General features: G+C 61.2%; 4 protein-coding genes and 1 pseudogene. 3 read left to right on the top strand and 2 right to left on the bottom strand.

All coding sequences use genetic code 11. The annotated features are described in order from the left end of the window. Positions 1-436 (bottom strand): annotated as a pseudogene (locus ACRESD_RS01905) (hypothetical protein); the annotation flags it as partial. Between the two features lie 136 nt (positions 437-572). After that, complete coding sequence (xthA, locus tag ACRESD_RS01900) at positions 573-1385, bottom strand: exodeoxyribonuclease III (RefSeq protein WP_431749386.1); 813 nt, start codon at positions 1383-1385, stop codon at positions 573-575. Positions 1386-1552: 167 nt separating this feature from the next. On the opposite strand from xthA, the gene ACRESD_RS01895 reads away from it, so the two are divergent. The 3 genes from ACRESD_RS01895 (at position 1553) to ACRESD_RS01885 (ending at position 7657) form a co-directional block, all read left to right on the top strand. Beyond that, complete coding sequence (locus ACRESD_RS01895; RefSeq protein ID WP_431749385.1) at positions 1553-2194, top strand: GNAT family N-acetyltransferase; 642 nt, start codon at positions 1553-1555, stop codon at positions 2192-2194. Positions 2195-2258: 64 nt separating this feature from the next. Continuing rightward, positions 2259-3986 (top strand): autotransporter assembly complex protein TamA, encoded by a 1728-nt coding sequence (locus ACRESD_RS01890; protein ID WP_431749384.1) that lies wholly within the window; start codon positions 2259-2261, stop codon positions 3984-3986. Further along, on the top strand, positions 3986-7657 hold the full coding sequence (locus ACRESD_RS01885; RefSeq protein ID WP_431749383.1) for a translocation/assembly module TamB domain-containing protein: 3672 nt from the start codon (positions 3986-3988) through the stop codon (positions 7655-7657). The genes ACRESD_RS01890 and ACRESD_RS01885 overlap by 1 nt, the downstream gene beginning before the upstream one ends. The last annotated feature ends 98 nt before the right edge of the window (positions 7658-7755 follow it).

The following is a 7755-nucleotide window of genomic DNA, read 5'->3' as shown; positions in this document are numbered from 1 at the left end:
GGTTGAGGATGATGGCCAGGCCGTCGATGGCGATCACCTGTTCGGCCTCGGGGCTTTTCAAATCGCCCAAGGGTTCAAGGTCCACCAACTCGCTGTCCTTGATCGGGCGCGATGAGGCGGCGAGGTCGGCATTGGCCTTTTTGAGTGCGGCAAACCCGGTGCTGGAACCGTGGGCCGCCACCTCGATCGTCACCGTCTTGCCTTGGCGAGTCTTGCCGATCACGCGCTGTTCATTGGCGCCTTCACTGGGTTCGCTGTGTACGCCCTGCAAACCTTGATGCTCCATCAGGCCTTTGACCAATGCCGGCCCCAGTGCAGCGCCAATGGTGTTGGAGCCCTGGATGCGCAGCGCAGGGCCTTGCTCGGGAACGGGTAGGGGGGCGGCGACAACGAAGAGGGGCAAAAGGGTCAGCAGGAACAGAACGCGCAGCATCATGCCGGCACCTTCTTAAGCCAAAGGGAGTGCCGCGAGATTAAGTCAGGCAGGTTGCATAAATATGACTGTCACACTGAAGAGCAAAATGTGGGAGGGGCTTGCCCCCTCCCACATTTAGACCGAGTACAGCCATAGATCAGCTCAATTCCAACCAGATCGGCGCATGATCCGACGGCTTTTCCAGCCCGCGCAGTTCGTAATCCACGCCCGCATCCTTGACCCGCGACAGCAAGCCGTTGGACGCCAGGATCACGTCAATGCGCAGGCCACGCTTGGGCTCGTCCTCAAAGCCGCGGCTGCGGTAGTCGAACCAACTGAAGCGGTCGGTCACCTGCGGGTTCAGGTGACGGAAGCTGTCCACCAGGCCCCAGTTCTTCAAACGCGCCATCCATTCGCGCTCTTCCGGCAGAAAGCTGCACTTGCCGGTTTTCAGCCAGCGCTTGGCGTTGTCGGCGCCGATGCCGATATCGCAATCTTCCGGGGAAATATTCACGTCGCCCATCACCACCAGCGCCTGTTCATTGTTGAACTGGTTTTCCAGCAACTGCTGCAAGTCTTCATAGAAGCGCTGCTTGGCCGGGAATTTGGTGGGATGGTCGCGGCTTTCGCCCTGGGGGAAGTAGCCGTTCATGATGGTGACCGGGTTGCCGTGTTCATCGGCGAAGGTGCCCCAGATAAAACGGCGCTGGGCATCTTCTTCGTCGGTGGCAAAGCCTTTGTTCACGCTCAGGGCTTCTTTGCGCGAAAGCAGCGCAACGCCGTAGTGGCCTTTTTGCCCATGGTAGTAGACGTGATAGCCCAGTGCCTGCACTTCGGCCAGGGGGAACTGGTCATCGTGGACCTTGGTTTCCTGCAGGCCAATCACGTCGGGTTGGTGTTTCTCGATCAGTGCCGCCAGCTGATGAGGGCGCGCGCGCAGCCCGTTGATATTGAAAGACACGATTTTCATGGTCGGCAGTCCAGTCTGGCAAAAGGGCGATGCTAGCCGACAAGTCGGACGGGGGCCAGCGTGGCGGTAGGACGAATGCACTGCTAATGTCTGGGAACGACTCGCGCCGTACAAGTTCGTACCCATAAGAACGCCACCTTTCAATGGCGCCCAGGGAGATTGAACGTATGCCCGATACCATCGCCCAAATTCATATGCTCGACAGTGGTTATTCCCGCGAAGCCCGCTCGTTGCTGTACCAGGCCTATCGACATGAGCCGACTTTTGCCTACATTTTCGAAGCTGAGCGCCCGGGCTACGAGCAGCGGGTGCGGGCCACGGTACGCGAGCTGGTCAAGCAGCACTTCTTCCAGAACTTGCCGGCTATCGGTCTGTTAGTAAATGACCGGTTGATCGGTATCGCCCTGATCGCGCCACCGCAACGGCGCCTGGGGATCACCGAGAGCTGGGCCTGGCAATTGCGCATGTGGCTGAGTACCGGTGTACGCGGCACGCGGCGCTACCTGGAATACCATCACGCGGTGTTGGCGTGCCTGCCGGGCGAGTCGGTGCATGTACTGCCGCTGTTGGGCATTCATCCGCAATTCCAGGGCAAACACTACGGCGAGCAACTGCTGGAGGCGGTGCACAACTGGTGTGCCGTAGATCCGCACTCATCGGGCGTGGTACTCGACACCGGCAACTCCCGTTACCTGGATTTCTACAAGCGCCAGGGCTATGAGGAGATCGGCGAAGTCGCCGTGGGACCGATCCTGGAGCACGTGTTTTTTCACCCCAATCCTCAGGCGTTACATGCTGCAACGGCTTAAGACAGAATTATTCAGACAAATCCGAGTTCAAAGAGTCTCCCTAGCTCGTGTAGCATCCGCGCCTATGAAGTTTCCAGGAAGATTTACCAGCGGCTTGATTCTGCTGTTCACAAGCTGCGGCGCCTTGGCGCAAAGCGAACTGGACGTACGGATCAAACCCTCAAACGACGCGTTGAAAGCCAACATCGAAGGCTATATCGGCGGGGTGGGCGATCGTGATGAAGAAGCGTTGCTGCGGTTCAGCCGTGGCGCCGAGGAGCAGGCGCGCAAAGCGGCCCAGGCTCTGGGTTTCTATCAGCCACAGATAGCCAGTGATGTGACGGGCGGCAAGAACCCGCGCCTGGTCCTCAACATCGACCCCGGCGAACCGGTGCATTTGCGCAACGTGACCATTCGGGTCGACGGCCAGGCGGCGAGCCTCAAGGCGTTCCGCGTGCCGGCCAGTGACGACCTCAAGCCCGGCGCTGTACTCAACCACGGCCACTACGAAGACGCCAAGCGTCTGATCCAGAACCAGGCGTCGCGCTACGGCTTTTTCAGCGGGCGCTTCACCAGCCAGAAACTGTCGGTGGACCCCCAGGCGGGCGTGGCCGATATCGAACTCATTTATGACAGTGGCAGCCGCTACACCATGGGCAAGGTCAACTTCACCGGCGACACGCCGTTCGATGAAGACCTGCTGCAACGTATGGTGCCGTTCAAAAGCGGCACCCCTTACGACTCCGAACTGATCGCCGAACTCAACCAGAACCTGCAAGCAAGTGGGTTCTTCGAAGGCGTGCGCGTCGACGCCGCGCCCGCTGCCGCCACCCAGGATGTGATCCCGGTGGCCGTGCAATTGGAAACCCGCAAACCCCGCACCATGGGACTGGGCCTGGGGTTCTCCACCGACGTCGGCCCGCGCGGCAAGGCCAATTGGACCCGTCACTGGGTCAACCCCCAAGGCCACAGCTATGGCTGGGAAGCCGAATTGTCGGCACCGCGCCAGAACGTCGGCCTGTGGTACGACGTGCCGCTTGACCCGCCGCTGACCGACAAGTTGCGCTTCGCCGGCGGCTACCAGAACGAAGAGCTGGCTGGCACCGACACCTTGAGTAAATTGCTCACCGTCGGTCCCGAATGGCACAGCAAGTTGCCCAGCGGCTGGACCCGTATCATCTCGCTCAAGTACCAGCGTGAAGAATATCGCCTGGGCAATGACTCCGGTCTCAGTAACCTGGTGATGCCGGGGATCAGTTACTCCTACCTGCGCAGCGACAACCGCATCGACCCGCACAATGGCTACCGCTTGATGTTTGACACCAAGGTCGCCAAGGAAGGGCTCGGTTCCGACACCAACCTGCTTTACGGCACGGCCACCATCAAGGGCTTGACCACGCTGTGGGATAACCACCGTTTTCTGGGCCGTGCACAGTTCGGCGGCAGCGCCACCAACGGCTACAAGTCCGTGCCGCCTTCACTGCGCTTCTTTGCCGGTGGTGATCAGAGCGTGCGCGGCTACGAGTACCAGACCTTGTCGCCCGAGAATGATCGCGGTGACCGCATCGGTGGCCGCTACATGGTGGCGTTGAGTGCCGAGTATCAATATTCCATCGCCGAAAAATGGCGGATCGCGACCTTTATCGACCAGGGCAACTCGTTCAACACCCTGGAGATGCCCAGCCTGAAAACCGGTGTCGGCGTCGGTATCCGTTGGGTCTCGCCGGTGGGGCCGATCCGCCTCGACCTGGCCCATGCCCTCGAAGATCCGGGCGGCATTCGTTTGCACTTTTCCATGGGGCCTGAGCTGTGATGCGTGGTTTGAAAATAGCGGGGCTGGCCGTGGTGGCCGTCCTCGCTTTAGTGTTGTTGGCGTTGTGGACGGTTCTCGGCACCCAGGCGGGCAGCCGCTGGGCGCTGGGCCAGGTGCCGGGTTTGACCGTCGAGAATTTCCAGGGGCGTTTGGGTGGCCAGTGGAGTGCCGATCACCTGCTATGGCAACAGGACACCAGCCGCGTCGAGCTCGCCGCGCCGAAGTTCGATTGGTCACCGGCCTGCCTGCTGCGTATGACGGTGTGCATCAACCAGCTGGATGTGGAGCAGGTTCTCCTGCAATTTCCACCCAGCACGGAAGAAAGCAGCGGGCCAATCCAATTGCCTGAGTTGAAGTTGCCCGTTGCCATCCAACTGGGTGAGGTTCGCGTTGGCAGCCTGCTGTTCAACGGCAGCGAACAACTCAAGAGCTTGCAGTTGGCGGCACACTGGACGGCGGCCGGCATGCAGATCGACTCTGTGCACTTGCAGCGTGACGATCTGGTACTGGACCTCAATGGCCTGCTGCAACCTACTGGCGACTGGTCTTTGAGCGCCACCGGCAACCTCAGCCTGCCGTACGCCCCTGGCGGTGCGCCCTGGCAAGTCGCGCTCAAGGTCGACGGCGACTTGCTCAAGACCCTCAAGCTCGACGCCGACAGCAGCGGCTACCTGCCGGCCAAGCTCAGCGGCGAGCTGCAACCCCTGATGGAAAACCTGCCTGCGCAGCTGCATGTCACCGCTGATGGCTTCAAGGCCAGTGCCGAGCTGCCCGATACTCTGCAACTCAACCAACTGGACCTCACCGCCAAGGGTGATTTGCACAACGGTTACCAACTGATGGGCAAAGCCGTGTTGCCCGCGGAAAAAGGCCCGGTTGGCCTGCTGCTGCAAGGCAAGGTCGACGCCAAGGGCGCGCAGATCGCTGGCCTGGACCTGACTGCCAGTGACAAGCAAAGCCTCAAGCTCAGCGCCAACCTGGACTGGCAAAAAGGCTTCAGTGCCGACGCCAAGATCGACTGGCTCGACTTCCCATGGCATCGCCTTTATCCATTGATCGACGAACCGCAGGTTGCCTTGCGTACCTTCAATGGTGAGGTTTCCTACAAAGACGGCAACTATCTCGGCAACCTCAAGGCCGACCTCGACGGCCCGGCCGGCAAGTTCAATGTGGTCACACCGTTTAGCGGCGACCTCAAGCAAGTCTTCCTGCCCGAACTCAAACTGACCGCCGGTCAAGGCAAGGCCGAGGGCCATGTGAATGTGCAGTTTGCCGACGGCATCGCCTGGGACACGGCCTTGGACCTCTCGGCGCTGAACCCGGCGTACTGGGTTGCCGAATTGCCAGGCACCCTGGCTGGCCCCCTGCGCAGCAAGGGCGAGTTCAAAAATGAACAACTCAAGCTGAACGCCGACCTCGACCTCAAGGGCCGCCTGCGTGGGCAAACCGCCGTGCTGGCAGCCAAGGCCGAAGGCGCGGGCGAGCAATGGACCCTGGCCAACCTGGATATCCGCTTGGGCGATAACCGCATCAACGGCAGCGGCAGCCTGCAACAACGCCTGGCCGGGCAGATCGATATCAAGTTGGCGCGTCTGGCCCAGTTGTGGCCGCAGTTGCGCGGGCAGATCAATGGTCGGGTCGACGTCGCCGGTAGTCTGAAGGCGCCCCAAGGCAAGCTCGATCTCAAAGGCCAGCAACTGGCATTCGCTGACAATCACCTGCAAAGCCTGAGCCTCGACGCCACCCTCGACAACGCCCAGCGCGCCAAGCTCGACCTCAAGGGCAGCGGCATCCAGGCCGGCGAGACCCAGGTCGGCACCCTGACGGCCAGTGCTCAAGGCGATATCAAGAGCCAGAAGGTCCAGTTGGATCTGGTCGGCCCGTTGGTCAAGTTGGCCCTGGCCCTGGACGGCAATCTCGACAAGGGCAACTGGCGCGGGCGCCTGGCCAGTGGCGATGTACAAGCCGGTGGCCAGGACTGGAAGCTGCAAGCCCCGGCGAAGATCGAACGGCTGGCCGACGGCAGGCTGACGTTCGCGGCGCATTGCTGGGTGTCTGGCCCAGCCAGTCTGTGTGGTGAAGACCAGCGCCTGATGCCTGAGCCCAAGTTGCGCTACCACCTCAAACAGTTCCCCATCGACAGCCTGGCGGCCTTCTTGCCGAAAGACTTCGCCTGGCAGGGCAAGCTTAACGCCGACGTGCAACTCGACTTGCCTGCCAGCGGTCCCAAGGGTGTGGTTGCGGTCGACGCCAGCGGTGGCACCTTGCGCGTCAAGGACAAAAACCAGTGGCTGGATTTCCCCTACGACACGCTGAAGCTGGAGACCACCCTCAACCCCAAGCGTATCGACACCCAACTCAACTTCCGTGGCGGCAAGCTCGGCGAGTTGCTGTTGCAGGCGCAGATCAATCCACTGCCGAAGAACAAGCCGCTCACCGGCAATTTCAGCCTCACCGGCCTGGACCTCGCGGTGGCGCGCCCCTTTGTGCCGATGGTGGAAAAACTCAACGGCAAGCTCAACGGCAGCGGCCGCATTTCCGGTGGTTTGCTCGCGCCGCAGGTCAACGGCAACGTGAACCTGGTGGGCGGCGAGATCTCCGGACCGGAGTTGCCGGTAAGCCTGGAAGACTTGAATGTGCAGGCGTTGATCGCCGGTGAGAGCGTGCAGCTCAACGGCGGCTGGCGTAGCGGCAAGGCCGGGCAGGGTAGCCTCAAGGGCCATATCGGTTGGGGCCAGGCCCTGGCGGTGGACCTCAGTTTGCAAGGCTCGCAACTGCCGGTGACGGTGGAACCCTACGCCGTGCTGGAAGTAGCGCCTGACCTCAAGATCAGCCTCAAGGACGACAAGCTGGCCATCGCCGGCAAGGTCCACATCCCGCGTGGCGACATCACCGTGCGCGAATTGCCGCCGTCGACGGTCAAGGTCTCGGACGATACGGTCATCGTCGGTAGCCAGACCGAGGAAGGCAAGCCGCCGATGGCAATGGCCATGGATATCGACGTGGTGGTGGGTGAAGACCAGCTCAACTTCGCCGGCTTCGGCCTCACCGCCAAAGTCCAGGGCCATGTCCATATTGGCGACAACATGGACACCCGTGGCGAGCTGTGGCTCAACGACGGTCGTTACCGCGCCTATGGCCAGAAGCTGGATGTGCGCCGGGCGCGTCTGTTGTTCGCCGGCCCGCTTGACCAGCCGTACCTGGACATCGAAGCCATTCGCAAGACGGGCGACGTCACGGCGGGTATCCGCTTGAGCGGCAGCGCCGAACAGCCCACCACGCAGATCTTCTCCGAGCCGGCCATGAGCCAGGAACAGGCGCTGTCCTACCTGGTGCTGGGGCGTCCGCTGAGCACCACTGGTGAAGATAACAACATGCTTGCCCAAGCGGCCTTGGGCCTGGGCTTGATGGGCAGTGCCGGTGTGACTTCGGACATCGCCAAGAACCTGGGTATCCAGGACTTCGAACTCGACACTCAGGGCAGTGGCAACACCACGGCAGTGGTGGCCAGCGGCAAGATCACCGAGAAACTCAGCCTGCGTTACGGGGTAGGAGTGTTCGAGCCGGCCAACACCATTGCCTTGCGTTATCTGTTGAGCAAGAAGGTGTACCTGGAAGTGGCGAGTGGCGTGGCCAGTTCGCTGGATATCTTCTACAAACGGGATTTCTAGGCCTTACTCGCTCAAAAAAATAGGGTGGGAGGGCTTTATTGTGGGAGGGGGCTTGCTCCCGATAGCAGTGCATCAGTCACAGATAAGCTGGCTGATTC

Origin of the sequence: Pseudomonas sp., from assembly GCF_050739995.1 — a bacterium.
In the GTDB taxonomy this organism is placed as follows: domain Bacteria; phylum Pseudomonadota; class Gammaproteobacteria; order Pseudomonadales; family Pseudomonadaceae; genus Aquipseudomonas.
This window is presented reverse-complemented; position numbering and strand designations above follow the sequence as displayed.

Excerpts from the sequence above, each read along its gene's own strand:
- ACRESD_RS01885 (WP_431749383.1), top strand. The coding sequence starts at position 3,986 with ATGCGTGGTTTGAAAATAGCGGGGCTGGCCGTGGTGGCCGTCCTCGCT.
- xthA (WP_431749386.1), bottom strand. The coding sequence starts at position 1,385 with ATGAAAATCGTGTCTTTCAATATCAACGGGCTGCGCGCGCGCCCTCAT.
- ACRESD_RS01890 (WP_431749384.1), top strand. The coding sequence starts at position 2,259 with ATGAAGTTTCCAGGAAGATTTACCAGCGGCTTGATTCTGCTGTTCACA.
- ACRESD_RS01895 (WP_431749385.1), top strand. The coding sequence starts at position 1,553 with ATGCCCGATACCATCGCCCAAATTCATATGCTCGACAGTGGTTATTCC.